The organism is Paraglaciecola sp. T6c (genome assembly GCF_000014225.1).
GTDB lineage: Bacteria > Pseudomonadota > Gammaproteobacteria > Enterobacterales > Alteromonadaceae > Paraglaciecola > Paraglaciecola atlantica_A.
Window position 1 is genome coordinate 5030229 of record NC_008228.1, and the last position, 24357, is coordinate 5054585.

A 24357-nucleotide genomic window follows, 5' to 3' on the forward strand; every position below is an offset into this window, starting at 1 on the left:
GTAGTGACTAACTATGAACTCGATACACGGAACAACACTTCATCCATTTCCATCCACGCGTCGAATATTTCCTGACAATCATAAATAATGGTGTTAATAGGTTCTTTCACCCTATGCTCGTTCAAAATCCCGCATTCCAACAGTTCAGTGATCGCTGTACTGGCTTCGAGTAATGTCCATCCAAATTGCCCTGAAAGATAAGCAGGAGTAACGATTGGTTGCTCTGAGATGTGCGACAGTAAAGTGGCTGCATGCTGGCTGAGTTGTCTTAGTGTTAGTTTTTTTTGAATGAATGAATTTGCCATTATAAGCCTTTTGCACAAGGTCTCAGTCGTGTTGATACTCCATTGAATAGCCTCATCCCAAAAATCAAAAACCTGCTGCCATTGCCCTTGCATAATAGCACTTGGCGCATCTAAGTAACCATTATGTTGGTGAGCCAAACGAAATAGAAATGGACTGATATATGCCTTTTCATCCCGCATAATTTGACTCAAAAGCGCATCAACTATTGCTCTGTTAAGGCGCCCATTACCATCATTGAATGGATGGATCAGAATAAATTGATTGGATAACATAATGATATCTTCAATGCCTACTTGCTCGATATTGTTAACGTAGTTAATCCAGTCGGTCATTAAATCCGAGACGTTTTCAGGGGGCGGTGGAACGATATGCGCCGTATCGGGTGAGCGCCCTCCTATCCAATTTTGCACATCTCTGAAACGCCCTCCATTGTGATGATGAGGATCAAGTGACTTATGCACTTCACACAAAGTGCCCAGTGTAAGTGGTCTTTTGCGTAATGATTGTAAAGCGCTTCGATACCGTTCGGATTGTAGTGTTACAGATTCAGCCAACTCATCCTTGCGCTTAAAGCCCAAACGCATCAGCGATAGACGCTTTCGAGAGACTAACCTGCCCTGCTTTAGGCTGAACCCCCCAGCTAAATAACGTGACGTAAAACGCTGCAAGTTGCCGACTTGACAATGCGTTTCTAAAAACGTCGATACTAGTGGTGTTGGTAACGCTAATGCACAAGTTTGATTGGCAAGACTTTCAGGCATTAAGCATCGGTAGTTTGCATTATTGCTTGGCCATACTTTTTCGATATACATAATGTGTTCCAGCAAATGAGGGCTGTCGAGACAGCCCTTAAAGGTTGCTCTTTAGAGTGAATAACCTAAAGTTTGGGTTTGAAATCCGAACATCTGATTGTTCGACTCATATCTTCCCCCAGCGCCAAATCCTCCTTTTCCGAAGACTTCAGCTTTTGCCTTTAAGCAGTAGTTTCCATTTACCTTAGTGATGCTATTACTAGCGCTACTGACATTCCACGAGCGGTCAACGGTGACAACTAAACCACTAACTGGAGAAGGCGAGTAGCTACTCGTGATCACTGCATTGCGACTGAAGTCAGGAATGATGTCGGTATTCGTGAAACATTGTTGTACTGACTTAGATTTATAGCACCTAAACAAACAACCCCCTTTGGATAAATCTAAACGTACCTGTTCAAGTCTAAATCCTTTGAAACTTATGAGTTCAGGACGCTGCATACACAATCCGTTATTAATAGAATCGATACAGTTCGAAGAATTGGGAAGAAAACACTTATTCCACTCACCCTGATTTGAACAATAGTTTACGAAGCGGTCGACCATATCTTTCGCAGAGTCACATAAATCTCTTTGGCTAACGTTTCCTTCGTAGAAACTTAACCCCATTGCCTCTTCAATTTGGCCTACTGCGTCTGGGTCAATTCCATTCAAATCTAACATCCAACAACGTCGCTCCAGCTGACTGTCCAACCGTCCCCAAGTCTGTAATATGTCACGGTACTCAGTGTAGTCAGAAAACACGTCAAAATGGCTCGTGCCAGCTAAAGCACTCGGTATAGGGTAATCCCGTTCTGTCGACTCTATATTGACTAAATCTTCATCATTGCTATTGGCAAAACTGGTAAGCACAGTCATATATTCCGTGATGCTATTAAGCCGAAGGAGGTTACCGGAATCTGAACCACCGGTTTGTGTACCAATAATGTCGAATGTATAGCCGTCAAACTCTTGCTCTAAACTACTCGCTTCACTGGAGGTAAAATTGCCATCCGCGCTATAACTTTCCAGCGATGCTTTTAACTCAAGAGTTTTACTCTTTATTTCACTGTAACTACTTTTTTCACTTACCACACGGATCGTAAATAGAATTTTTCTGCCTGTGGTAACTGTATCAATGAATTTGTCCCCACAGAATTTACGAAACTCTTTTGGCTGATTATTCACTAAGTAGTTAACATAAGGAGTAGACATACCTAAAGTGAGGGCTTGTTTTGCTTGATATCGATTTTGTTTATCGATAAACGACGAAACGATAACTGAACTCTCAGTAACCTTGGATGTTTCGCTATATAACGAAGAGCTTCCTGACCCCCCGATAGAAAAACCACCAAACGATATCGAACCGCCTCCTGAACGCTTAACATCTAGTGTTGTCGCGAGAGATTCGTAAGTATCTACTTGGCTGAAGGAGTATTTTTGATCGTTAATATACTGAACGGAATCAAGTTGAGCGGCGCCTGAGAGATCCCAGCATGAATTCCCGTACACCTCACCCTTGAGTGCATCGTAGCCTTTGCTCAGCGCAGCGAGTGCAGTTTCTTGTTCTGTTTGGTTTGTGCTTAAGGCTGAATAGGTTCCTTTGCGAGCTAGTTGAGAATTTGTTCTCACACTTTCTAATGGTTTGGTTACCGCGCCCCCATTATCATAGTTCGCATTAATCGAATAATACTGCGATGTTTTGTACGGGCTACAACCAACGCTATTGCATGCCCTAACCGCATATTTGACGATTTTGTCGGCACCAGGATTTTGGATAGAGCTAAGGTTATTACCAACGGAAACGGTGCTTGACGGTGCCGTCTGGGTTTGGGTTTCACTATCTTGTGGTATCTCATCTTTATATTGTTGACGCAACTCGTAGTGAAAATTAGATCCTCGGCCTGCGTTGCCACCTTGCCACTTTACTTCTACGGAATTACTTCCTTTGGTTCGAAGTACCGCAATACTTTTTGGTACTGATGGCGCGACATCCGGTGGCGGGTCAATTGGTCCCCCACCTCCACAATCCGAATTGGTATCACACTGTATACTGGCTGACACCGATGTTTTTAATTGCCAACCCCATCCTTCTTCAGATCCTGCAGCGGCTTGGTTAAACTCAGCGTCATCCTCATAAAAGCTAGATGTTTCTTGCACTTGGCTCTGGGGAGTTTCGACAGCATATGCATTTCCCACTAAACCTAGACCACTTAATAACAGCACTATTTTATTGTGTTTTAACATTGCGTAACCCTTTTGTTATGCGCGTTTAGGCGCATCAATCAGCTAGTTATTCCGTTAGTTATGCTCGAAAAACTGACACTACTTCGAGCATATTTAGTTACTTACCTCATATTAAGAAGTAAGTTACACTACGTTAGCAAGGGTAAAAAAAAGTTACAATTAAAGGGTTGTTTTTTTACCTAAATTTAATGAAAACGTCATCTTTCAAAAGTCACTAATGAAGGAATCTTGGCTTTGAAGCACCGTCAGCATTTGTCACGATCGAAAATTTTATGGCAGAAAAAACAGAGGGATATGACTATTGATATTGGGGTGAGGGTTGGATAAAGAAGTGTTATGCAGTGTAGTGGCATTATTAGCCTGCGAGAGAACCTCGCAGGCTAATAAATTGAGTTGCTATGCAGCGGCGCTTGTCTCTTGACGGCTTGCGAAGTACTCATCATACGTACCTTGGAAGTTAATCACTTCTCTGTCCTTGATCTCAATAACGCGGGTAGCTAAAGAGGATACAAACTCCCGGTCGTGACTTACGAAAATTAAGGTCCCATCGAATTTTTTAAGCGCCGAATTAAGTGCTTCGATTGCTTCCATATCCATGTGATTCGTTGGCTCATCCATGATCAGTACGTTGATATCAGACATCATCAACTTGCCAAACAATAAGCGGTTTTTCTCACCACCTGAGCACACGTTCACTTTTTTGTTGAAATCATCTGCGCTAAACAATAAGCGACCTAACATTGCTCGAACCGCTAAGTCATCATGCTTAGGAGTGCGCCACTGAGACATCCAATCAAACAAAGTGATATCCATGGCAAAATCTGCCGAGCTGTCTTGTGGGCAATAACCAACAACAGCATTTTCTGACCACTTGATGGTGCCCTCATTCAATTTAAGCTCGTCTACCAAGCAGCGTAGAAAAGTCGTTTTGCCCACGCCGTTTTCACCGGTTATGGCTAATCGAGCGCCAGCTTCTAGGATCAACTCGCCACCACTAAACAATGACTCACCGTCAAAACCGTGACCAAAGTTCTCTAAAATCAAGGCTTGGCGATGTAACTTACGGTGCTGCTTCAACGTGATTGATGGCGTACGGCGACTGGAAGACTTCACCTCATCTAACTGAATTTTTTCTAAACGTTTGGCACGAGAACTGGCCTGTTTGGCTTTTGATGCATTAGCCGAGAAACGCGCAACGAAGCCTTGTAAGTCTTCCATTTCAGCGGTTTTCTTGGCGTTACTGGTTAACAGTTGCTCTTGAATCAAAGATGACGCCTCGATAAAGGCTTCGTAATTTCCCGGGTAAATACGCAACTCACCATAATCGATGTCAGCCATGTGTGTACAAACCGAGTTCAAAAAATGGCGATCGTGAGAAATAATGATCATGGTGCATTTACGCTGATTTAGCACATCAGCCAACCAAGAAATGGTGTAAATATCCAAGTTGTTGGTAGGCTCATCCAATAACAGAATATCTGGGTTTGAAAACAATGCTTGAGCAAGTAGTACTCGTAACTTCCAACCGGGTGCCACTTGGCTCATTAGGCCATAGTGGTAGTGCTCAGCGATACCTGCCTCTAACAGAATGTCACCAGCGCGGGCTTCTGCAGTGTAACCGTCCATCTCAGCGAAATCTGTTTCAAGCTGTGCGACTAACATGCCATCTTCTTCTGACATTTCAGGCTTGGCGTAAATTTCATCTCGTTGCTGTTTAACTTTCCACAAGGCTGAATCGCCCATAATCACAGCATCTACAACACTATATTCTTCAAAAGCGAACTGATTCTGGCTCAAAATACCTAGCTTATCACCAGGAGTAATGGAAATATTGCCAGATGAAGGCACTAAATCCCCACTTAGGATCTTCATAAAAGTCGACTTGCCGCAGCCGTTTGCACCAATAAGGCCGTAACGATTACCGTGACCAAATTTGGCCGAAATGTTTTCAAATAAAGGCTCAGCGCCAAATTGCATGGTGATGTTTGCGGTAGATATCAAAAGAAAATTCCTAGGGATGGTGTCTGTATTTCAAATAAAGAGGGAGTAACATTATTGCCGTTAAGGCTTAGCGGGGCGCACTATAAAGAAACATGGGGAATATGTCGAGGTATGTTGCTTAATTAATCAACAAAAAAGGCGCTTTGTGCGCCTTCATGCATGGTTTGTTCTATCTTGCCCAAACGTCTATATCTGGTTGTTTTCCGCCGAGCGCTAGGTGGAAAACTGCGATAACTGTAAATTAAGATCTTTGGTTCTGCCTGAGAGCAAGCCTGCTTCGTGATCCATGGCAGCGATCTTTGTGAGCTCATCTTGGTTAATAGACTTCAATCTTGTGGCGGCACTTTGAATTGTCTCGCTATTGTGTATTTGTTGCTCACTGGATTCCGTCATCATATTGACCGCTTCCGTCATCTGCAAAATATTATGCTGAACCTGGCTCATTAGGTCGCGAGCTTTTTGTGTTCTAGTGTTAGCAGTTCCACTTAGCGATAGGCAATCAGCCATAGAATCGCTGGACAATTTGGATGAACTCAACAGGTTCTCAACAATGAGGTTTACCTCTTCCGTACTTTTTTTAGTGCGCGAAGCGAGCGTTCTCACTTCATCTGCGACCACAGCAAAACCACGGCCATGCTCCCCAGCCCTTGCGGCTTCAATAGCGGCATTCAATGCCAATAAGTTAGTCTGATCTGCTATCGATTTAATGGTCTCAAGTACTTGTGAAATACTCTGGCAATTATCAGCGAGGTTGCGCACATTCTCATTCGTTTCACTCAGCTTGGTCCCTAGGTTAGTCACGTCTTCTTTCGTTTCATCCACCGTTTGTTCTGCTTCGTGGACATGACTGTGCGCTTCTGTAGATTGCTGTTGCACGCGCTTTGTGTCTTCGTTCATGGTGCGTGAGGATTGAGCCAGTTCAATTGAAGCCGTATCGATATACTGCACTTCAGTCATACTTTTTTGCTTAATCCCATGTAACTCCGTGCTATTTTGGTTGGTGATCACGGAGGTACTATTAATTTGCTCTGCAGCCCCGCGCATACCGGTGATCAGATTGTCGAACATGCTAAGTAAATTATTGAACGCCACCACAGAATCGGCATTGAGTGTTTGATCCGCCCTGACCTTCAAATCAATTGCTGCTCTGTCGCTCATGATTTTTTCGATGCTGCTGGTAAGGGCTGCAGCAGAAAGTGACTCAACTTGATTGTCTTTTGCCATTTTAGCCAGCATCAAGGCTTGCACCAGAGCATAAACAGCATGCACGATAATAAGATAAAACAGCAGACCACCATCCGCTAAAACGTACACCCCCATCCCTTTTGATTGCATCACAAAGAAACTAAGATGGTGCACAACCACCACTAAAATCGCGGTCACGTACAACCGCCAATTTCGGTAGTACGCTAAGAACGAGAGCAGCACAAAGATCCCAAAGTGCATCTCTACTAGCCCATGCATCTGGTGAATATGAAGTGCCGTAAACAGCATTAAGCCAATGGCCACAACATGTTGAGTTAAACGTGACTGAGGCTTTAGGTGAATAAAGGTTAAACATATAACACTCGTCGAGCCGCCAACCAGAATGGCTTCTATCCAGGTTTGATTAAAATTGGCCAAGGCTAAGCTGATGATCGCTAACGCAATGAAGGTAATTTGCATATTTTTGTTTGCGCTAGTGACCCAAGCATAATGACGGTCTGACATGATTGTTCTCCAAAGACTTGTGCTGCTAACACTACTGACAATATTCACACTTTAACGGCAGCAAAAACAGTTCGTTTAAGGTGTAAATTAGTGATTGTGCGCTTCTTAGTTTCGTCGCGCACTATCGCTAACAGCGTTAAGCGCATCTTAGAAACGCCCCCATGAGTGTGCGTTGTAACCTACGTTGAATAAGCGACTTAGATCATAAAGTAAACTCACTCAGTACTTAAGACGTCGTACTTGCGTTCGCACAGTAGCAACCATAGCCATCGCTGACCACAGCGCTTCCCACATGTTTGTTTTCGATAACATTGGTTAAAAACCTATCAACGATGGCCGTGTCAGTTGAGCAAAAGTAACCAGAGGAATAAGGCCCGAAATAACCAAGCTGCCCTTGCTCGTCGAACACCATGATGGCAGGCAATGAGGGCAAAATAATTTCTTTAGGTATGTCATTTACCGATGCATGAACAGAATGATAGGCAGATTTGTTTAAAATGGTATCAATACGATTGACGTGTATATCATTGGAAAAATTACAGCTGCAATCGGCTTGCTGAATATGCACCACCGTTTTAGCTAATGATGGATATTGTGCCTGCATACTTGTCGTTACTGTTGGTGCAAATTCTGCGGACATGGCGGCCAAAGCCAAGGTTTGTGCTGGGTCAAATTCCTTCTGCCTTTGCGCGCTTGAGTATGCCAATCCGCCAAGTGTCAATAAAACCCAAGCGATTAACGCCCCTACTACCACAAGACGTTTAAAGGAGTGTGTTAGCAATGGCATTTAGTTGGTTCCCCATATCACTAAACTAAAAACGTTACTAAGCGGGCTCACAAGCACATTTAAAGCGATGCATTAAGAACGAAAAGCCGACATTTGACGATTTAATGCTTCACTCATGTCATTTAGGACTTGAGCATCTTTATTCATCGATGAAATCGTCTCCAATTCTTTCCTATTACTCTCTTTAAGAGTAAGTGCGGCATGTTGGATCACATCACTGTTGCACGCTTGTTGCTCACAAGACTCGCTCATCTTTGCAACCGAATCAGATACATCTTGGATATTATGCTGAATTTCACTCATGAGCTCGCTGACAGAACCCGTATGCGCAGTGGTGACCTGACTAAGCTCTACGCAATTTGTCATTGATGAACTCGAATCTCTTGATGAGCTTACCAGATTAACGATGATCTCGTTGATCTCTTCTGTGCTCGATTTCGTGCGAGAAGCCAAAGTGCGCACTTCATCAGCTACAACCGCGAAACCTCGACCGTGCTCGCCAGCTCTTGCTGCTTCAATCGCAGCATTCAAAGCAAGCAAGTTAGTTTGATCTGCAATAGATTGAATGGTTTCAAGAACCTTGGAAATGTCTTGGCAATCTGCCGCTAATCTTTGAATAGTTTCACTGGTCTGCTGTAGCTTTGTTCCTAACTGTGTAACGTCTCTATGCGTTATCGCCATGGTTTGTTGAGCTTCATCTGTGTTTGCTTTAGCTCTGTCCGATGCGGCCTTGACCTGCTCATTATTACCATTCATGGCATTCGTTGATTGCATCATGTTCTGTGACGACAATTCTATGTGTTCCACCTCTTGAATACTTTGCTCTTTCGCTTGGCGCAGCGAAGCATTGTATTGGCTATTAGAGGTAGAGTTATGGTCGATTTGGTGCGCCGCTGAACGCACATCATTAATCAACTTATTAAATAGGTTCAATAAATTGTTAAAAGCAGAAACTGAGCTCGCACCCATTTTCTCATCTGCTCTTTTGGTTAAATCAATCGCTTGTTTGTCTTGCATGATAGCTTCAACACTGGAAACCAAAGACGCCGTCCCAAAAGATTCTTTACGATTATCGTTGGCCATCTTGCCAAGCATTGTAGCTTGCAAGATGGCATAAAGCGCATGAACAGCGATTAACCAAAATGCTAAGCCACCCTCAAGCAATATGTATACGGGCAAACCATTCTTTTGTAGAAAAAAGAATGACACATGATGTAAAGCCACGACTGCTATCGCAGTAATATACACGTGCCAGTTTCGGTAGTAGGCTAAAAAGGATAGCAACACGAACACACCAAAATGCATTTCAACTAGGCCATGCATTTGGTGGATCTGCAACGCGCTGTAGAGCATCAAACCCGCCGCAACAATATGCTGTGTTAAGCGAGATTGTGGTTTAAGGCGAATGGCAGTAATCCCTATAAACGTAGTAGATACACCGACAAGTATGGCTTCCCACCAGGTTTGGTTTATCCCTGCAATGGCTAAACTAATGATAAGCAAAGCAACAAAGGTCACCTGGATTCCTTTATTGGCACTGTTTACCCATGGGCGGTCAATGTTGTTCAATGCGCTTCCCCTCTATCAATACATAAATATAAGACGATTACATGTCTCGCGCTTCTTGATGAGAAGCAATAAAAAAAATCGCGACCAAGCAGACACTTAGCCACGATTCACTTCTACTTACTATCGGAAGATTGGACCTAAAGTTTAATAATTAATCCTTGTTGAGGCGGGATATTACCTTCGCATACTTGTCCGTAAGTCTCAGCCAAGCGGCCTAAGCCATTCAGCTCTTTTACTTCAAGCCAGCTTCTACATTTCATCGCAGTTTCTGCCAGAAAACCCATTGTGCGCTGTTCAAAGCCTTGCGGCCCCCAGTCTTTAATGCGTTTTTGAATATGGCCTGGGGCAAAGAAGAATTCACTTCGGTCAGACTCAGCAGCACTTTCTGCTGAGAACTCATCCCAATGGGTCAGGCCTACGTTGATGCAATAAGTAAGATTATCCCCAAGGTGCGCACCCAATGTCGTCAAAATATCCGAACTTCCCGACATATCCACAATCACGGTGGGTTTATTCGCGTCAATGTCGCCTATTTGGTTATAGCTTACGACTTGGTCATATACCCCAACTTTTTGCACAAAAGTCATATTTCCATTCGAGGTTAAACCCACACTATGAGGCGCAGTAGCATCGGCACTCAGTGCATAACCTAGCCCCAAACTGGTTTTACTCGACGCACTGATAACCACCACTTGCTCGGCGCCAAACCAGTTGTTGTCCTGCAAACGATCCCATAAACAAAATGAGGTGATATGCAGAGGAAACAACAACATACGTTCATTATCAAAGTCTGGATTATAGCTTTTTTCACCCCTTAAACGCTTGTAGCTATTGTATCCTGGCGGCAACATTGCGCGGTGCGCTGAGCCATCAACCAAGCGCAGCTGAGAAACGTTAACCGGTGTCATCACCACCTGCTGTGCTGGCGGAAAGTAACCAAATAAGCGCTCGCCCACGTCTATGCCTTCGGCCTTAGATTGGGTAACCTGGGCAAATCCCCATACTGGAATGATGCCCCACTGTTTGTCGTTGTTGTCCGCAGGTGGGAAGAACTGCCAATAACCGAGCCTGTCTCCCATCATGGCGTATGTAATATTGTTGGCGGTAAACGAAAAGCTTTCCACTTTAAGTAAAATTTGCCCTTCTTCGACGGTTTCAATGGCCGGGGTTTGCACCAATCGATGGCTCATTAACTGTTTTTGTTTTACCTGAAACTCACTCATTTTATGCTCCTTGAGCAGCCTCAGCTGCTAGATATTGTTGCAGTTTACCCATAGCAGGCATGGCATGTTCACGCAGTCGCCCAAGGATCATCATTTTTTCCGTGTCGGTTTTATCCACATTGCGCACCAGTTGACTAAAGCCATCTAGGCGATTTTTGAGCAACCACGCTTTTAGGTCGTCGTCTTGAGACCAAATATGCTGATTGCGCATAAAGGCCGCCGTCAATCGCACCCAATCCATCACCGTATTTGGCAAAGGCACTACGCCGCAGATATGGTTTTTAGTTTTTTCATCTGGGTACTTGGCGCTGGCTTCAATATGAGCAATAAACGCAGCACTAAAGGCCGGTTGATAAGAGCGTACCGTTTGCGGCGTAATGGTGTTGCCATTAAAAATAGGCTTCACCTCTAAATTTGTAATGGCACTGGCGGAGCAATCCACGTGAATATGTTGCGGGCTGGTTTTTATCTCGCCTTGTTCAAGTTGGATACTGTCTTGCCCTATGTGGGTCACTCTGCCCATACGCACCACATTTTTGATTCGCTTAAGCTCGGCTAATTCCAATTGACTCACTGTGGCGCCGTGAAACATTTTTGGCCAAACATTTTCATCTAATCGCATAAATACATCGCCCTTCTCAAGGCGCGAGAACATATCATCTACCGAAGTAGATTGGGCGATTGCTTCCATTTGAGCCGCTTGCGCGCCAATCGCGTCAGTAAAAAATTCAGGTGTAGGTTGGGTGTTTTTGCGGTCAATCAGCCAAGCGTCTCGTGGCATTATCCATTGAATATCATCTGGGCTAACTTTATTTTCTAGTAACCATAGGCAAGCATCGATACCGGTTTTGCCACCGCCTATGATCACAAACCCTGCTGGCTTATTGGTTATTTTCACCAAATCGTTTATCGGCATAAACTGGGCGCTATCATCCACAGAAAAATTTGGCGTATGGGTACTTGGCACTGACGTTTTCAAATAAGTCGCATCAACCATTTTTTTGTTAATGGTCACCTGGTGCTCATCCCCATTGATAACAGAAACGAACTTGCCGTCGCCTTTGAAGTCAGTCATTGGGAAGTAACTCACCCGCCCTGAAGGCAAGAAGCGCTCGCGCATGATGTTATCGAAATAGGCGCTAACTTCAGCTCCAGTAGCCAGTTCATTTAAGCCTTTGTTTAAGCCTCCTTTATCGATACAACCTTTACTTAACTCCGTCGAGCTGACGCCATAAAACGCGGATGGCTGATGCAAAGTAACGAAAGGATATGCCACGTTCCAGTGGCCGCCAGGCTTGTGATATTTGTCCACTATCATAATGTTGGCGTCAGTCTCGCTAAGTAAAACATCGGCAAAAGCCATGCCTACGGCGCCAGCGCCAACAATTAAATAATCTGTTTCATGGGTGAAGGTCGTCATGCTTATTCCTGTGTTGCTTCGATTAAGGTGTTTGCACACGAGATTCAACACGGGTGCAGTCTTTTTACGTTTCTATCGTTGCCAAAAAATAACGATTGAACATAACAGCGTTATATTAAAGAATAACACCGTTATATTTGTCAAGAGAATGTTAATTGAATATTGCGAAACGTAAAATACTTCAAGCCGCATCAGAATTGTTTTTAGAAGGTGGAATTGCGGCCTTAAGCGTACGCTCAATAGCCAAGCACGCTGGAGTGTCGACCATAGGCATTTACAGCCACTTTCAAGGCAAAGAAGGAATTTTGGATGAACTGTACATCCAAGGTTTTGAGTTAGTGATGCAAGCTATGGATTTCGAGCAACATGACCTATCGCCAAAAGAAGTCATGCGTCGAGGTATTCGTGGTTACTTCGCCATGGCTGAGGCTCACGAAGGTCATTACCGATTGATTTTCGGCGAGAATGACAGCCGCTATACTCCCTCAGAAGAAGCAAAGGCTGTGGCTGAAAAGGCGTTTGGCCAATTGCTAAAAGTGACAGCTCTTTTACTGCCCGATGATGCCAACATGGCCCTTAAACACAAAAACGCCTTAGAAATTTGGGCTTTTGTGCATGGCTACGTCAGTTTAAAGCACCATGCTGTTGCCAGCATTTTCGAAACACCTGATTGGTATGTCATGGCCGAAGATGCTTTATGCATGCACATTGACGCGATCCTAGCCACTCGCACTCATCTATGAGTAACTCGCTGATAAAAAAGCGCTAATTGTAGAGAAAATATGTCATTAGCGCTCTTAAAGTCGATTAACCGGCAAGCTAATCTTGCATATAACCCGGTGGCAGCGCTTTCAATGTGGTGACACCTGAGTCAATCGCGGCCTGCGCGACTGCGGTAGCCACTCGTTGCAACAAACGCGGATCCATTGGCTTAGGAATAATATACTCACGACCAAAGGTTAAACTCGTTAAATTACTGGCGGCCAATACTTCTTGTGGCACCGGCTCGCGCGCAATACTTCGGATCGCTTCAACAGCCGCTATTTTCATTTCATCGTTAATGACCGATGCACGTACATCCAAGGCACCACGAAAAATAAACGGAAAGCACAGCACGTTATTCACCTGATTCGGATAATCTGAGCGCCCTGTAGCCATGATCACATCATCACGCACAGCATGAGCCAACTCTGGTTTTATTTCTGGATCAGGATTTGAGCAAGCAAAAATAACTGGGTTAGGTGCCATCAATGCCAATGCTTCGGGCGGCAACACATCCGGCCCTGAAACACCCACAAATACGTCTGCGCCGTCTAGCGCATCTTCCAAGGTACGCTTGTCAGTATTATTAGCGAATAACTTTTTATGGTGAGTAAGGTTATCGCGTCTGGTATGAATAACGCCTTTGGTATCAAGCATATAAATACGTTCTCGCTTGGCACCACATTTAATCAATAATTCCATGCAGGCAATAGCCGCTGCACCCGCTCCCATACAAACGATGGTAACGTCACAAAGTTCCTTACCTTGTACCTCCAGCGCATTGAGCATTCCTGCTGCGGTCACAATAGCGGTACCGTGTTGATCATCGTGAAATACCGGTACATTGCAGCGCTTAATCAATTCTTGCTCTATTTCAAAACACTCGGGTGCTTTTATATCTTCTAAGTTGATGCCACCGAATGTGTCGGCAATATTCGCCACAGTGTTAATAAAGTCTTCAGTGGTGTTGTGCTTTACTTCTATATCGATGGAATCTAGCCCAGCAAAGCGTTTAAACAATAGCGCTTTACCTTCCATAACCGGTTTCGAAGCCAGTGGGCCTAAATTGCCAAGGCCAAGAATAGCGGTACCGTTTGAAATGACGGCGACCATGTTGCCTTTAGCAGTGTATTTGTATGCCGCATTTGGGTCTGCAGCAATCTCGCGAACAGGTTCAGCGACGCCAGGGCTATAAGCTAAGGCTAAGTCGGTCACAGTTTCCGCGGGCTTTGTTAGCGCAATCGCTATCTTTCCTGGTACTGGCTTAGCATGGTAGTCCAATGCTTGTTGACGAAAATCAGACATCGTGGTCTAGATCCTTAAAGTGTAGGGTTGAATCAGAGTACGTTAGCTTTCTTATGGTCTTATTCCCGACTTACGGTTCCACAATTCGCTTAAGTGAAATCACGTGTCCGAACGGCTTATTATTATTTTAGTGAAAGCCCGTTTAACGTTAACTTATCAGGTATGTATCTACATAGCTGATATGCCTGACTACATCATAAATTAAGCAAGATAGCCAAGGCTAATAACCGTGGTGAATTATGAGTAATACCAATCCGCATTAACAAGTGCCCGCCTCAGAATGCGTCCAGCGGTTTTTGATTAAGGCGTCGCTATGCCGTAATGGTTGTTCCCTTTCAAATAGTGAGAACGCAGAGCAAAAGCCGCTGGGGCATTCCTTTCAGGCGAGTTTTAAAAGGGCTTACACTGCGTTGCATGACTTCGAAAGAGAATAACTATTCATTCAGTCATGCGCCTTGTTTAAGCCCTTTTACACTCTCGCTGAGTGAGCACTTATTAACGTGGAATGGTATACTATTTGTCTCAAGGACTGAGAACGTTATAAGGTTGTCAAATTGCGGGCACAAAAAAAGGCGCTAGAAGCGCCTTTTTCGTCACGTTTTTACGCTTACTTCTTAGTGCTAAGTGCGCTGAAACGTTTGTTGAACTTGTCAACACGACCGCCAGTATCAACGTTACGTTGCTTACCAGTGTAGAAAGGGTGACACGCTGAACATACGTCCAGGTTAAGATCTTTCTTCAAAGTTGAACGAACAACGATAACATTGCCACATGAACAAGTTGCTTTCATGTCTTGGTAGTCTGGATGTATACCTGTTTTCATGGATTACCCCTAAGTAAGGCCGTATCGCTATCCAACCCGAAGTTGAACACCATACGAAAATTAAATTCGATTTATGCGATCAATGCGGCTTGCCGCAAAGAGCCGGGCATATTAATGTAACGCCTTGCCCTGATCAAGCTCTATTGGCGAATATATGGTCAAATAAGCAAACTTCAACCGCCAATTCACTTTAACACCACCAACTTACAAGATGATTAGCCCGTTATGCCCATTATCCGCGTTGCCGTTCCTGTTCCTAAGCGCCAGTTTTTTGAGTACCAACATAGTAGCGCGCTAGAACCAGGTATTCGGGTACGTGTGCCATTTGGGCCGCGCAAACTAATTGGTGTGGTGCTTGAAACCACCGAAGAATCACAATGGCAAAGCGACAAACTCAAAGCCATTCTTGATGTACTCGACGAAACATCCATATTCAGTTCAGTACAACTTAAGCTATGCCAATGGCTCAGCCAGTATTACCAACATCCTATTGGCGACGTATTGCATAGCGCTATGCCTGTTTCCTTACGTAAAGGCGGTTCGAGTCAACCTAAGCCAGTGAGCTTTTTACGTACCACCGACGCAGGCCAACAAAGCGCCCCTGAAAATTTAGGCAAGGCCCGCAAGCAACAGCAACTACTTGCTCAGTTACAACAGGGCGAAGCTAGCTATTCCAGTATTCTTGCTCAATATGCTAGCACCACTGTCAAGGCCCTAGTGCAAAAGACGTTAATTGAGCAGGTTGAGCGCATTCCTTCCCTTGATACCCAATGGCTGGCCCACTTAAATATTGGCGAAAAACCACTTCCGAATGTTGAGCAAGCCATAGCCATTAGCCAAATCACGGCAAAAATAGGTGAATATGCGAGCTTTTTAATTGAAGGGGTGACCGGCAGCGGCAAGACCGAGGTTTACCTGCAAGCAATAGAAAGCGTGCTCACCCAAGGTAAACAGGTACTTATTCTGGTACCAGAGATCGGCTTAACGCCGCAAACCGTTGAGCGCTTTGCCAAACGCTTTAATGTACTTGTGGGCATATTACATTCTAATTTAACCGACAATGAACGTTTACTGGTGTGGCAGCAGAGTCAGGCGGGGCAACTACCAATCATTATTGGCACCCGCTCCGCTATTTTCACGCCAATGAAAAACCCAGGCATGCTGATTGTTGATGAAGAGCATGACTCATCTTACAAACAGCAAGATGGTCTGCGTTACCACGCAAGAGATTTAGCGGTGATGCGCGCCGCGCAAGAAAAAATTCCGCTTATTCTAGGCTCAGCCACGCCCGCGCTTGAATCGTTGAATAATGCGCTAAATGGCAAATACCAACACCTGCTTTTAAATGAGCGCGCAGGCAATGCCTCTCATCCTAAGCAACAAGTGCTGGATATTCGAAATCAGCCATTAGAATTTGGATTAGCGAAAGGCATCATCGAGCGGATTGGCCAACATTTGGCCCAAGAAAGTCAGGTGATGTTGTTTATTAACCGCCGAGGATATGCTCCTGCCCTTGTCTGCCATACCTGCGGCCATGTAGAAGAATGCCCTGGTTGCAACAAGCCTTACACCCTGCACAAACAATTATATAAGTTGCAGTGCCACCATTGCGGCAGCGCCAAAGCAATACCTAAGCGTTGCCAAAGTTGCAACAGTACCGAGCTCAGCGCTATGGGTTTAGGCACAGAGCAACTCGAACAAGGCTTACAAACACTCTTCCCCCAATACACCAGTGTGCGTATCGACAGCGACAGTGCCAGAGGTAAAAATCGCCTAAACGATATGCTGGATAAAATTAACCGTAACGAGTATCAAATATTAATTGGTACGCAGATATTGTCTAAGGGTCACCATTTTCCCAATGTGACCTTAGTGGTAATCCTCGAAGTCGATGGCGCTTTGTTTAGCGCCGATTATCGCGCAGCTGAGCATTTAGCCCAACTAGTGACTCAGCTGGCTGGCCGCGCAGGGCGTGCTGAAAAACCCGGGGAAATGTGGTTGCAAACACATGACCCAAGCCACCCCTTGTTGCAAGATTTGCTCAACAATGGCTATTCGCACTTCGCTCGCTATGCCTTACTTGAACGTGAGCAAGCCATGCTACCGCCACATACTTACCAAGCGTTATTCAGAGCGCAATCAAGCGACCCGCGCTTGGCGAATCAATTGCTTATGGATATTTCCATGCAGTTTAGCTATTCCAAGCATGTACAGTGTATTGGCCCTTTGCCCGCATTAATGGAAAAGCGCCAAGGGAAGTTTCGTATGCAATTGGTGCTAAGCAGTGGTAATCGCGCCGCTTTGCAACATGCCTTAAGTCAAGCCATGCCCAATATTGAACAACTCCCTCTTGCCAGCAAAGTACGCTGGGCGCTGGATGTAGACCCGCAAGATTTTATGTAAATAGCTCCTGGACAAGGTGACGCGGTTCATCTTGTTAATAATATTTCACAGATTAACCAAATTCTGATTGAGGATTAGGCTGAGCAAGGTAAAATCCGCGGTTCTTCTAGCCTTAGTATTCGGATGTAAAGATGGCTCACAAAGATTATGTTGCCCGCGGGCGCAACCCAAAAAAGGCCCCAGAGCCTGAAAAGCGCCCGTTACCATGGGCGCGTATCGTTATTACTTTGGCCCTCGTTTTTGGTTTTGGTTATTTTTTATGGTCAATCAACGATAAGGCTGAAGATCCAGCCAACAAAAAAGACAATGCCCAAGCAAAACAAGTGGACCCACTGCCAGAAGTTCCTAAAGAAGAATGGGAGTTCATCAAAACATTACCCGAATACAGCGTTGAAGTTGAAGTTGAAGAGCAAGCCGCTTCAGACAAGCGCTATTTGATGCAATGTGGCTCATTTAGAAAACAAGGCCAAGCAGAAGAGTTGAAAGCACGCATTGCCTTTCAAGGCTTTGAAGCTCAGGTTCGCCCTAGCGAAGGCAGCTCTGGTCGTTGGTATCGAGTGATTATTGGCCCTTACGAAAGCAAACGCCTAGCTGAAAAACAGCGTCACACCTTACAGCGCGCAAAAATCAATGGCTGTAAAATTTGGTTGTGGAATTTGTAATACTCGCCGACTCACCTTTGCCCCCCTTTGTGAAAATAGCCGCAGTAATAATGCGGCGCTGTTCTGATTTACAGTGTTTACCTCGTTTACGTTTTGACACTTTCTTATTACTTGAAAATTTATGAATCCTCCCCACATCTAACTCAATTGTCGCAGTGCCCCGTCCTATTAAGGAAGCATTGCAGTTAAACCATTGAGGAATTCCTGTGACTACAATCGTATCTGTACGTCGTGGTAACCAAGTTGTTATCGCTGGCGATGGCCAAGTTTCACTTGGCAATACCGTAATGAAAGGCAACGCTAAAAAAGTGCGCCGCCTATATAACAACAAAGTCCTTGCTGGCTTTGCCGGTGGCACCGCTGATGCCTTTACCTTATTTGAGCGCTTCGAATCAAAACTCGAAATACATCAAGGTAATTTAACCCGAGCTGCGGTCGAACTGGCCAAAGATTGGCGAACGGACCGCATGTTACGCAAGCTAGAGGCCCTGCTCGCGGTAGCCGATGAAACCGCATCTTTTATCATCACCGGTAACGGTGACGTTGTTCAGCCTGAAAATGACTTAATCGCCATTGGTTCAGGTGGCCCATTTGCCCAAGCTGCCGCGAGTGCATTGTTAGACAACACAGAACTGTCCGCCGAGGAGATCGCTGAAAAAGCCTTAACCATAGCCGGCAATATCTGTGTGTTTACTAACCATAATCACACCGTAGAAAAAATCGATTATTAACCCAGTGTTTGCGCAAAAAATGCTGCTATTACGCCGTTTAACGGCTGTTTAAGACCAAATTAGATAAGGGTTGAAAGTATGTCAGAAATGACCCCAAGAGAAATCGTCCACGAATTGGACCGCCACATCATTGGCCAGAAAAATGCTAAGCGCGCCGTATCAGTTGCACTGCGTAACCGCTGGCGCCGCATGCAGTTAAGTGGTGATCTTCGCCAAGAAGTCACCCCGAAAAACATCTTGATGATCGGCCCTACCGGTGTGGGTAAAACTGAAATTGCTCGACGCCTAGCCAAGTTAGCTAACGCGCCTTTTATCAAGGTTGAAGCCACTAAATTCACCGAAGTGGGTTACGTGGGCAAAGAAGTTGAAACGATCATTCGTGATTTAGCTGACATCGCCGTGAAAATGGCCAAAGAGCAAGAAACTAAAAAAGTAAAATACCGCGCTGAAGAAGCCGCTGAAGAGCGTATTTTAGACGTGTTATTACCGCCAGCTGAAAATCAGTGGGGCGAAAAAGAGCAGAACGAAGATAAAGGGACGCGCCAAACCTTCCGTAAAAAATTACGCGAGGGTCAACTTGACGACAAGGAAATCGAAATCGATGTTGCTTTGCCTCAAGTCGGCGTAGAGATTATGGCGCCTCCGGGTATGGAAGAAATGACCAATCAACTTCAAGGCATGTTCCAAAACTTATCTGGCTCACAAAAGAAAAAGAAAAAGTTAAAGATCAAAGAAGCCTTCAAGTTATTGATCGAAGAAGAGGCAGCGCGCCTAGTCAACCAAGAAGACTTGAAAGCCAACGCCATTGAATCACTCGAGCAAAACGGCATAGTGTTTATCGATGAGATAGACAAAATCTGTAAGCGCGAAGGCTCTAACAGTGGCGGTGATGTATCACGTGAAGGCGTACAGCGTGACTTGTTACCATTAGTCGAAGGCTCAACCGTGTCGACTAAACACGGCATGGTTAAAACCGACCACATCTTGTTTATTGCTTCGGGTGCATTCCAAATGGCTAAGCCATCAGACTTGATCCCTGAGCTACAAGGTCGCTTACCCATTCGCGTTGAATTAGAAGCCTTAACCGCTGGAGATTTCATTCGCATTTTGACCGAGCCAAATGCTTCGTTGACTGAGCAGTACATCGCTTTGCTCAAGACAGAAGGCGTAGACGTTGATTTCACTCAAGATGGTATTGAGCGCATTGCTCAAGCTGCATGGCAAGTTAATGAACGTACTGAGAATATTGGCGCACGTCGTTTACACACTGTGATGGAGCGTCTGATGGAAGAGATTTCATTTGATGCATCAGAAAAAAGCGGCGAGCAGCTAACGGTTGATGCCAAGTACGTGAACGATCACCTAGAAATGCTGGTGGAAAACGAAGACTTGAGTCGCTTCATTTTATAAGGCCAACTCCATTAAAAACGGAATTTAACGACAGAAAACCAAAAGGGCGAATTCAATGTGCTGTATTCGCCCTTTTTATTTGCGTTGCCCTTAGGTCCAATTTCTGAGAGATAAATTTAGCCTAAACACGCATAGGCTTGCTCAATCAAACTCTGACTGCGCGCATCACCCACTAAATCTGGGCTCATTTGACTGCACACGTAACCGATAGATAAACCGTTGGCTGGATCATGACAGCCAAACGACCCACCCCAACCACTGTGCCCAAAAGTACTCGGTTCTTTGCCATAGGTATTCGCTAACGCATTGACGACTAAGCCCATGGCCCAGTGCACGGGCAAGCCAAGTAAGTCATCCGTTCTTGTGCTGTTTACCTCCGTGGTTTTGGCGAGCGTAGATGAACTAAGGAAACCATTTTCAGGGCGGTAAAGTTCGTACAACCTCGCAATTGACGCAGCGGTTCCATGACCATTAATGGCAGGCAACTCAGCTTGGCGCGCTTGTGAGGTAAGCATGAAATCGGCACGCAATAATGGGTTTGTCATCCCCTTCAATGCATGAGCAGGCATGTTCTTAGGCATATAAGGGGCACGCGTTGGTGGCAGCAAATCCGCAACTCTAGCGTGTTGGCTTTCAGGCAAGCCGATGTGAAAGTCGATATTATTTGGCTGACAGAGCTCTTTATTAAGATACTCCCCCAGCGTAACGCCTGACACTCTTCGAACAATTTCCCCCACTAAAAAACCAAAGGTGACAGCCTGATAACAGGTTCTTGACCCCGGCGGGAAAAATGGCGTTTGGGCGGCAAGTCGCTTGCAGCAATCATCCCAGTCAAGTAAGCCCCCAACCGATATCGGCAGGTCAAAGGCGTTCAAACCACTTTGATGTGATAACACCTGAGCTACGGTCATATCTTGTTTACCGTTTGCTGCAAATTCAGGCCAATATTCAGCTACACGGTCACTGTACTGAAGCTGCCCTTTTTCGACTAAATGCGCGACACATAACGCGGCAACACCCTTGGTCGTAGAGAAAACATTGACTAACGTGTCTTGCTGCCAAGGCGCTGAAGCACCTGATTGGATATAGCTGCCTGCATAGATATCAACCACCGGTGTACCTTGGTGAAACAAAGAAAATCCGGCACCTTGCTCAGGCGTAGCACTTTGCGGATCAAAATTCGCTTTAAAGGCTGCAACCACTGGCTCAAACTTTGGATCCCAACTACCTTGTACTTCAACAAACGACATAATGTTCTCCCACTGATTCGGTCACTACCAGTGGGTAATAACCATACGAATGCTCTGTTTTATCACGGTTAAAAACACAAGTAACATCAGCTTTTTTTATGCCTAATTATTAGCCTCACCTGAATATCGCTGCGCCCATCAAACCGACGACTATTTCGCTTACGCTCCCCCTTTTTTACATGGACACCCATGATAATAAATTTATGTTTTCTTCCTCATGCGCCTTTAAGATAAGGTGTAGAGCACATGAACTAGCACTTAGTTGTTATGGGTGTCTTGATAATTTCTTAGTTGTTATGGGTGTCTCGTTAATTTCGACGAACATTTCGCTTACAACCCCCTCTTTTTATATGGACACCCATGATAATAAATTTATGCTTTCTTCCTCATGCGCCTTTAAAAATAAAGAGAAGAGCACATGAACTAGCGCGTAGTTGTTATGGGTGTCTTGATAATTTTGTGTCTTAATAATTTTCTTAATTTTGGCAGGGGAGCGTCTATATATATCTTGTTAATTTTCGACAGATGCTTTGATACGTATCGAGTTGCTAAGCTACAAACGAGAAAGGTCGATTGCTTGGGCAATCGACCTTTGGCTTCGCGCTCTACTGTTGTCGCCAGTTGCGGTCAGCGGATTAGCGGGCATTGAGTTGCCGCGCTTTCGTTATGATTTTGCCCTTTTTGGATTAACTCGGGGATCTGTTTTTGGGTATCAAGCAAGTTGGCGTTGTTTGGTTCATAGGCCAAAGCCCGACTAATTAATATGTTCGCTTGAGGGGCGCACCCTAACGAAGCCAGCGCGTACGCGTAGTTGTTTAGATAAGGAAGGTTTTCACTAATCTCGAAGTGGTTTTCGGCGTTATTTCCAACGTTAGCATTATCTCTCTTTGCATGGCTGTACTGGTAACCTTGCTGAAACCAATTCACCGCTTTTTTTGGGCTGTCAGCAAGGTAATCATTGGCGAGTAGAAAGTAGTTCAACCAATTCTCAGGCCAAGTCTTAATGGCAGTTTGCAGCGCCTCTCGCCCTGCTTTTTTCTGACCTGTAGCAAGCAAATCTTGCGCGGCTTGAGTGTAATTAAGTGAGCTAAATTGATAGCTCATTTTATCTGGCGGGACAGCGGCTAACAGCCAGTAATCAGCGCGCGCCCACGTGCGCTCAAATGTGGTGAAATTCAGTCGGTGATTTTCAGTTTCACCTGTATGTAAAATCACTTCTTTGGTGTTCAAGTCGTAACCAATCACTAATGCATAATGCCACATAGGCAACAGTGCTACAGAAACGTTTTGCAGCACCACTACAGGCACATCATCACGAATTAAACCCAATAGGGTCTGTAAATTACCTTTTTCAGCATAAGCAAGTAAGCCTTTTTGACGACTCGCCGAGACCATTTCAAGCTGCAAGCTGCCTTCTAATTCAGGAACAAATAGGTTCGGCGCTATCTCATCGGGAGTGCTTTCATCACCGTAATAATTGAACACCTCAGCCAATGTCGTTGGGCCGCAATAGAATGCTTGTTGAGGGTAAAAAGGTACATTTTCGATGAGATGCGTCGCTGCAAAGTCATTTTTCTCAGCAAACAGCTTTTCTGTTTGCGGTGCGTTTTGACAAGCACACAACATACATAAAAGGCTGACAATAATGCCAACCTTAACGTTATGAAACATATAGGTATATCTCGAGTTAAATAAGCTCTAGCTGTTGATGGGGCGAATAAACGGGTACACATCTGTTACGCCGAGTAAATCGAGTAAAGCAACCACGGCAAGAACGGTCACAATAGCCCCTACAATGCCACCAGCTGGCATATTGTTCATTTGCTCGTTCAATGCGTTTAATTCATTTTGTGTCATATGGTTGATACGACTCTTTGCGTCAGCTGTGCTTACACCTAGCGCCTCGAGTTGAGCTTGTACTTCGCTGCTATCAACCATGGATAACACTTGCTGCTTATTGAATTGATAATGGGCTTGATTAAGTACATCGCTTGAGCTGTAAACACCTGCTGAGGCGGTTCCTAACGATATGGTCAAAAATAGGGCGGTTACTAGTGTGATAATTTTAGTCATTAAGTTCTCTTTGTAATTTTGCAGTGAGTTAAGCGTTACGTGGCACTTACCTCTCACTTTGTGAAACTGAACTAGCACATTACAAGTCTTATGCCATCGCTAAAAAATTTTAAAAATAGAGAATTAATTGTTACTTATCAAATGATTAGATTGAAGACAGGTAAAGATGAAAAAGTATCCTGTCGCAAATAACCAACGAAAAAGGGAAAAGCTGCAAACTGAATGTAATAAGTTCACAGCCCGCTAAACTCCCTCTACCCGCCGACCTATAAGCTTACAGCCAGCAATTAACGTTGCTGGCAGGGATAGGTCGTTTTGATTGCTTGGTAAATCTCCTCAGCGACACTTTTCCTCGCATCGATTTTGTTGGGTAAGGCCCCCACTATAGCCATCACTACCTCAGGATCCACATCTGCGTTGGGCAAACAAAATTCAGCTAAATAGGTATCAGCATCAGTAGCCCGTGAGCTGCCCAGTCTCGTGCGAATCGCTCGCTTAGAAAAACTATTCATATCGTTTCCGCGCTCTAGGCCACGCATAATTTGGGCGTCTGTCAGTACAGCACCATGCAGAAACCCCTTAATGAATTGATAACAGGTTGAGTCAACGACTTGAGATAATTCAGACTCGCGCTGGTCTGACTGATGCTTCAGATTCTGGCAGTTTTGCCAGACGCCTAGCTTAGTATTATCGGTCGAAGCCAAAAGCGAATGAGGGATGAGCATACAAGCCAAAGTTAAGAATACGGCACTGTATACGCGTATGCTGAATATGTTAGATATCGCAAATTTACACATAACGTTCTCCTAATTATCGCACTGCCTAGGTACTGTATTGAGTGACCTTATTGAGCGACCTTATTAAATGACCTAATTTGGCAATCT

At 44.8% G+C, this 24357-nt stretch carries 19 protein-coding genes; 5 read left to right on the top strand and 14 right to left on the bottom strand.

Going from position 1 to position 24357, the window contains the following annotated elements; all coding sequences use genetic code 11:
* Positions 1 to 11 precede the first annotated feature (11 nt).
* From PATL_RS21425 to PATL_RS21460, 8 genes are all read right to left on the bottom strand, one after another.
* Complete coding sequence (locus PATL_RS21425; protein ID WP_011576868.1) at positions 12 to 1118, bottom strand: Fic family protein; 1107 nt, start codon at positions 1116 to 1118, stop codon at positions 12 to 14.
* Between the two features lie 51 nt (positions 1119 to 1169).
* Positions 1170 to 3344, bottom strand: coding sequence for a hypothetical protein (locus tag PATL_RS21430; protein ID WP_011576869.1), 2175 nt, complete (start codon positions 3342 to 3344; stop codon positions 1170 to 1172).
* 396 nt (positions 3345 to 3740) lie between these two features.
* On the bottom strand, positions 3741 to 5345 hold the full coding sequence (locus PATL_RS21435) for an ABC-F family ATPase (RefSeq protein WP_011576870.1): 1605 nt from the start codon (positions 5343 to 5345) through the stop codon (positions 3741 to 3743).
* Positions 5346 to 5558: 213 nt separating this feature from the next.
* Positions 5559 to 7055, bottom strand: coding sequence for a methyl-accepting chemotaxis protein (locus PATL_RS21440; protein ID WP_011576871.1), 1497 nt, complete (start codon positions 7053 to 7055; stop codon positions 5559 to 5561).
* A 226-nt stretch (positions 7056 to 7281) separates the two neighbouring features.
* Positions 7282 to 7842: a DUF6436 domain-containing protein gene (locus tag PATL_RS21445; protein ID WP_011576872.1), complete on the bottom strand. Its 561-nt coding sequence runs from the start codon at positions 7840 to 7842 to the stop codon at positions 7282 to 7284.
* 72 nt (positions 7843 to 7914) lie between these two features.
* On the bottom strand, positions 7915 to 9411 hold the full coding sequence (locus PATL_RS21450; RefSeq protein ID WP_041714146.1) for a methyl-accepting chemotaxis protein: 1497 nt from the start codon (positions 9409 to 9411) through the stop codon (positions 7915 to 7917).
* A 137-nt stretch (positions 9412 to 9548) separates the two neighbouring features.
* Positions 9549 to 10634 carry a DUF2855 family protein gene (locus PATL_RS21455; RefSeq protein ID WP_011576874.1) on the bottom strand — a complete coding sequence of 362 codons (1086 nt, stop codon included), beginning with the start codon at positions 10632 to 10634 and terminating at the stop codon, positions 9549 to 9551.
* Position 10635: 1 nt separating this feature from the next.
* A complete protein-coding gene (locus PATL_RS21460; protein ID WP_011576875.1) occupies positions 10636 to 12054 on the bottom strand; it encodes an NAD(P)-binding protein in 1419 nt (472 codons plus the stop codon).
* Between the two features lie 155 nt (positions 12055 to 12209).
* On the opposite strand from PATL_RS21460, the gene PATL_RS21465 reads away from it, so the two are divergent.
* On the top strand, positions 12210 to 12797 hold the full coding sequence (locus PATL_RS21465; RefSeq protein WP_011576876.1) for a TetR/AcrR family transcriptional regulator: 588 nt from the start codon (positions 12210 to 12212) through the stop codon (positions 12795 to 12797).
* A gap of 76 nt (positions 12798 to 12873) precedes the next feature.
* Here PATL_RS21465 and PATL_RS21470 read toward each other — a convergent pair whose 3' ends face one another.
* Both PATL_RS21470 and rpmE read right to left on the bottom strand, forming a co-directional pair.
* The gene (locus tag PATL_RS21470) at positions 12874 to 14121 is read right to left on the bottom strand and encodes a malic enzyme-like NAD(P)-binding protein (RefSeq protein WP_011576877.1); all 1248 of its coding nucleotides are present in this window, start codon (positions 14119 to 14121) and stop codon (positions 12874 to 12876) included.
* A gap of 607 nt (positions 14122 to 14728) precedes the next feature.
* Positions 14729 to 14944, bottom strand: coding sequence for a 50S ribosomal protein L31 (gene rpmE / locus PATL_RS21475; protein WP_011576878.1), 216 nt, complete (start codon positions 14942 to 14944; stop codon positions 14729 to 14731).
* A 225-nt stretch (positions 14945 to 15169) separates the two neighbouring features.
* Here rpmE and priA point away from each other — a divergent pair, with 225 nt between their 5' ends.
* The 4 genes from priA to hslU all read left to right on the top strand — a co-directional run bounded on the left by priA (position 15170) and on the right by hslU (position 20150).
* Positions 15170 to 17347, top strand: a complete 2178-nt coding sequence (gene priA / locus PATL_RS21480; protein ID WP_011576879.1) for a primosomal protein N' — start codon at positions 15170 to 15172, stop codon at positions 17345 to 17347.
* A 131-nt stretch (positions 17348 to 17478) separates the two neighbouring features.
* The gene (locus PATL_RS21485; RefSeq protein ID WP_011576880.1) at positions 17479 to 18009 is read left to right on the top strand and encodes an SPOR domain-containing protein; all 531 of its coding nucleotides are present in this window, start codon (positions 17479 to 17481) and stop codon (positions 18007 to 18009) included.
* A gap of 206 nt (positions 18010 to 18215) precedes the next feature.
* Complete coding sequence (hslV, locus tag PATL_RS21490; RefSeq protein ID WP_006990951.1) at positions 18216 to 18740, top strand: ATP-dependent protease subunit HslV; 525 nt, start codon at positions 18216 to 18218, stop codon at positions 18738 to 18740.
* 78 nt (positions 18741 to 18818) lie between these two features.
* Positions 18819 to 20150 carry an HslU--HslV peptidase ATPase subunit gene (gene hslU, locus PATL_RS21495; RefSeq protein WP_011576881.1) on the top strand — a complete coding sequence of 444 codons (1332 nt, stop codon included), beginning with the start codon at positions 18819 to 18821 and terminating at the stop codon, positions 20148 to 20150.
* A 116-nt stretch (positions 20151 to 20266) separates the two neighbouring features.
* Here hslU and PATL_RS21500 read toward each other — a convergent pair whose 3' ends face one another.
* The 4 genes from PATL_RS21500 to PATL_RS21515 form a co-directional block, all read right to left on the bottom strand.
* The gene (locus PATL_RS21500; RefSeq protein ID WP_011576882.1) at positions 20267 to 21400 is read right to left on the bottom strand and encodes an EstA family serine hydrolase; all 1134 of its coding nucleotides are present in this window, start codon (positions 21398 to 21400) and stop codon (positions 20267 to 20269) included.
* 627 nt (positions 21401 to 22027) lie between these two features.
* Positions 22028 to 23071: a PA2778 family cysteine peptidase gene (locus PATL_RS21505; RefSeq protein ID WP_011576883.1), complete on the bottom strand. Its 1044-nt coding sequence runs from the start codon at positions 23069 to 23071 to the stop codon at positions 22028 to 22030.
* 27 nt (positions 23072 to 23098) lie between these two features.
* The gene (locus PATL_RS21510) at positions 23099 to 23473 is read right to left on the bottom strand and encodes a PA2779 family protein (protein ID WP_041714147.1); all 375 of its coding nucleotides are present in this window, start codon (positions 23471 to 23473) and stop codon (positions 23099 to 23101) included.
* 287 nt (positions 23474 to 23760) lie between these two features.
* Positions 23761 to 24270 carry a hypothetical protein gene (locus tag PATL_RS21515; RefSeq protein WP_011576885.1) on the bottom strand — a complete coding sequence of 170 codons (510 nt, stop codon included), beginning with the start codon at positions 24268 to 24270 and terminating at the stop codon, positions 23761 to 23763.
* Between the last annotated feature and the right edge of the window lie 87 nt (positions 24271 to 24357).